This window comes from Flavobacterium orientale, from assembly GCF_014638005.1.
GTDB classification, from domain to species: Bacteria; Bacteroidota; Bacteroidia; order Flavobacteriales; family Flavobacteriaceae; genus Flavobacterium; species Flavobacterium orientale.
This window is the reverse complement of sequence record NZ_BMFG01000026.1, coordinates 1-2,830: the sequence shown is the minus strand read 5'-3', so window position 1 is coordinate 2,830 and position 2,830 is coordinate 1. Positions and strand designations below refer to the sequence as shown.

General features: G+C 40.5%; 2 protein-coding genes. Both read right to left on the bottom strand.

Annotation, left to right across the window (positions count from 1 at the left end):
* Positions 1-1,804 (bottom strand): putative metal-binding motif-containing protein (locus IEV15_RS14480; RefSeq protein ID WP_188363256.1); only part of this gene is annotated, 1,804 nt, incomplete at its 3' end.
* 223 nt (positions 1,805-2,027) lie between these two features.
* Positions 2,028-2,558, bottom strand: coding sequence for a DUF4256 domain-containing protein (locus IEV15_RS14475; RefSeq protein ID WP_308418854.1), 531 nt, complete (start codon positions 2,556-2,558; stop codon positions 2,028-2,030).
* Positions 2,559-2,830 lie beyond the last annotated feature (272 nt).

Genomic DNA, 2,830 nt, shown 5'->3' with positions numbered 1-2,830 from the left:
CTACCTCACGTTCAGCACCCGTAGATAAATTCTTAACAAAGAAAGTATAACCCGTGATATTGGTCCCCGCTGGTAATGGTGATAAACGGAAATCGCCACGTAAAGTTTGATTGATACTGGTTAAAGTTGCACCACAATTATCATTACGCAAACGCGATAAAACAATCGCACAGCCATCATAAATATCCGTATTACAATCTTGTGAGATATTATCATAACAAATCACAGGAGCTCCGGGGTAAATGGAAGCGTCGTTGTCGTTGCAGTCGCCGCCACCTAATAAATCTTCTACCTTTTTATAGGTAGCACCCGGTGAGTCACAACTTACAACAGCTTCGCCCGTGTAGTAATTGTCGTTATCAACATCTACATACCAAGTCGAAGGTTGTGTAACCACCACAACTGTTGCTTCAGAGGGGGCACTACTTATTCCTTGTACGTTTGTCACTTGAACTGTATAAGAACCGGAGGAATTTACTTGAATACTTTGCGAAGTAGCACCGGTTGACCATAAATAATTAGTACCTACACTTGACGTAAGTGTTACAGGATCTGTCGTACAAATGGCTACATTTCCTGAAGGTGAAATTGTTGGAGTCGAAGGAAAGGAATAACTGTATATAAAAGGAGTTGTGTTTCTAAAACTATAGGAGGTTGTAGCATAGCCTTCAATTCCAAACGGGCCATTCCATCCTGTTATAGTATAGCGTACGGTAGACCCCGGTTGATGAGCTGCTTGCGGAAGTGTAGCGGTATAGATCAATCTACCAGTCCCATTATCACAAACAAAAACTCCTTCAATATAAGTAGTTGTACCAGCAGCTACACCCTTTTGTCCTGAAGGTGCTGAACCATCTGTTGTATAATAAATTCCTGTATTTGTAAACTGGTTTGCAAATTCCAAATTCCATTGCACCACCAAATTGGAGTTCAACGAAGGTATCGCATTGTGATAACTGCCACTACCGGAACAAGGATTAAAAACAGTAGCTGTTGTGGCCAAATGAACTAGATAACTAGGTGGATCAGGCAAGGCCTGCACTGTGTAGTTGTAATTAGACCCACCATTATTGTTTAAATTAAAGCTGTAAAAATCAGCATTACTGCCATCAGACGACACACCGGCTGCACTTGAGGTAAACACATAATAGCTAACATTTGTTCCGGCAGTATGAATACTTGAAGGTAAGGTGGCAGTGTAAGAATTGCCACCACCAGATGACATCTGTACGACGGTTGAAGTAGTGTAGTTATTGGTAGTATAACGCAAGTACACCGCCTGACCTACCGGTAAATTACCATTTGCGGTTGCAGTGACAGTTGCAACTTGGCCACTGTATACGGTTGAAACATCTCTGGTAACAGTAGTCACTGTACGCACTTCTCCTGCTACTTCAAAAACGATCGCTTTAGGATTAGCACAAGCATTTAAAAGTTCTGTTTTGAAAACATACCTATTAGAGTTGTTAGGGACATAAACGTAGTAGGCCTTTGAACTACCAGCAGTTAATACTTGCGGGGTTCCCAAAGTCAATTGAATATCGTCACTTCCGGAAGGACCCCAAACAGTACTACAACCAATTGTAGTTCGAAACCTGAAATAACGATTTGCAGGGGTTCCACCATTAGAGTTTGCATAAATCCAGCCGCCACTCTGCCCTATTGCAAATTGTGTAAATGCATCATTATCCCAACCATTACCCCATCCGTCTCCGGATCGAAAGGCATTTTGTGAAAACATGTTGTCTGAAGCAATAAAAATGAGAAAACTAAAAATAAAAGTGTGAAGTAATTTATTTTTCATAATATATTAGGGTTAAATTTATTAATCTAACAAATATATTACTTTAATCGTATTTTTTTTGGCAGGTTAGTAGTGCTATTGCTTTTTTTACAGTCAATACAGTCACGAAAACGTTTTCGTGTTGATAAATTTATAAGCAATATGTAAAGAAATACAACAAACAGCAGCAAGTTGCTCTCTTCCATTAGCAAACAAAGGGTCGGTTTCATCAAAAAAGGGTATTCTAAACCCACAATTTCCCTCGAAAACCCCGAGCGGCATAATAGGATTCCGCTCCGTTGTGGTAAATAAAAACACGACCATACCGTTGGTCACCGAAAATAGCCCCTCCTTGCTCCCGAATAGTAGGTGGCGTAGCCAACCAAGAAGAGGTTTTCAAATCAAAAGGGCCAACCTCCTGCAAAGCACTATACTCTTGCTCGGTCAATAATTCAATCCCCAGTTCCTCACACCGGCCCACGACACTTCCTTGAGGTTTGTATTCCTTCCGTGATGCCAATGCCGTGTCATCATAACATAAACTTCGTCGCCCCTTCGGACTCTCAGCCGCACAATCACAAAACACAAACGCCCCCGTCGAATCAGAAAAACCAATCACATCCGGCTCCCCTCCCGTCGCCTCCATTTGATACAATACCCCAACTTTTTCCGGAGCCGCTTGCAACCTCAAAGCCACCGCCTCCCACTCTACCCTCGGATGCCGATGCCTATGCAATTCAAATCGTTTTTCTAAAAGCTTTAAAAAAGCCTGCATTTCTTGTGTTGTCATAAAAAATGTGGTTAGTTATTCATCCTAAAAAGCAATTTCTAAAAAATAATCGCCTCTCAAAAATACTAAAATTGACTCAATTTGCTATCCACATAGTTTTTACTAATCACAGGACACCTAAACAAGACTTTAAGAGTATGCTCAATAAACTGTGTCAAATATAAAAAATGGATGTTTAAATTTTTTAAATTTGATTATTATGAGCGAACAATTCGATTTTGAGTCTTTCTCTAAGTCAGCCATAGAGAAATTAAAAC

What these genes read in the sequence shown, in the direction of transcription:
- IEV15_RS14475 (WP_308418854.1), bottom strand. Translation starts at nt 2,558, where the DNA reads ATGCAGGCTTTTTTAAAGCTTTTAGAAAAACGATTTGAATTGCATAGG.